At 77.1% G+C, this 1,249-nt stretch carries 1 protein-coding gene and 1 pseudogene; both read right to left on the bottom strand.

The window, feature by feature from the left end:
• Nucleotides 1-809 (bottom strand): UbiA family prenyltransferase (locus tag ACFULQ_RS49135; protein WP_383558370.1); only part of this gene is annotated, 809 nt, incomplete at its 3' end.
• A gap of 170 nt (nucleotides 810-979) precedes the next feature.
• A pseudogene (locus ACFULQ_RS49130) lies at nucleotides 980-1,150 on the bottom strand (inositol-3-phosphate synthase); the annotation flags it as partial.
• Nucleotides 1,151-1,249: the final 99 nt, after the last annotated feature.

Below are 1,249 nucleotides of genomic sequence, written 5' to 3'. Positions count from 1 at the left end.
GCGTGGGTGCCGACCGGGCGGGCCTGCCGGCCCGGTCGGACCGCTCCGATCACCCGCCCCATGCCGCCGATGCCTACCGCTCCGACCGACCGGCTCACGCGGCCGATGCCGACCGGTCCGACCATCCGGCTCCGGCGGCCGGTACCGACCGTGCGGCTCAGGCCGCCGGCTCCGAGCATCCGACTCACCTCGCCCGCACCGGCTGTCAGGCTCACATCGCCCGCACCGACCACTCGGCTCCCGTCGCCGACTCCGACCACCCGCCCGGCATCACCGCCGCGCCTCCTGCGCGCCGCCGCCCCTCCCCCGGCCGTCGCCGCCGCTCCCAGCAGCAGGTCCAGGCCGCGGGCCGTTGCCATCGCGACCGGGCCGAGCGGTGTGTTCTTCAGGGCCAGGTCGTACGCCCACACGGTGGCCGCCAGGGGTGCCGCGACGGCGAGTGCGGGGCGGCCCGCGCAGGCCGCGAGGGAGAGGCCCGCGCCGGTGAGGGCGCAGGCCGCGCCGAGGGCTGCCGTGGGGTGGATGCGGCCGGACGGGAGGGGGCGGTGGGGGCGTTCCACGGCGTCCACCTCGCGGTCGGCCCAGTCGTTGAGGGCCATGCCGGCCTCGTAGAGGCAGAGGGAGGAGGCGATGGCGAGGAAGGTGCGGGGGGTGGGGCGGGCGGAGGCCGCGGCCACGCCGGCGAGGGCGTCACCGGGCACGGTGAACAGGGCCGGGAGCCGCAGGAGTTCGACCCAGGCGCGGGCGCGGTCGGTGCGACCGGCTCGGCGGGCAGTGCCCTGTAGCGCCGTGGGGTGTGCAGTCCCCAGGGGCAGGAGCGCGGTGGGCTGGGGTGACGTTCCGTCGGCGCCCTCGATCGGCCCGAGCGGCGCCGTCGTTCCCCTCGCCCTCACCGCTGCTCCCCGGAGCGACCGGCGGAGTCATGTCCGGGCAAGCTCTCCCCGAGCCCGCCGGAGCCACCCGCAGCATCACGTCCCCGCAGAGCGGGCAGGCCGCTGTCGGTGAAGGGGGGTGTCTCGGTGACCAGGCCTGTCGGTGGGTGCAGCCCCGCGGTCAGGGCGGCGCAACCCGCGACGACCGTCGTGGCGACGGAACCGCGAGCCCCGATCAGCCAGACGCCGACCCGGGGTACGGAAACGGACGCGGACATGGACAGCCTCCTTGTCGAGCACGTGGTACGCAGACCCCCGGACGGTCGGGCGCGTGGTGCGCGCGGCGCCGTGACAGGGGGGTGAAGACGGCGGGCGGG

Source organism: Streptomyces sp. NPDC057253 (assembly GCF_042669125.1).
Lineage (GTDB): Bacteria > Actinomycetota > Actinomycetes > Streptomycetales > Streptomycetaceae > Streptomyces.
This window is presented reverse-complemented; position numbering and strand designations above follow the sequence as displayed.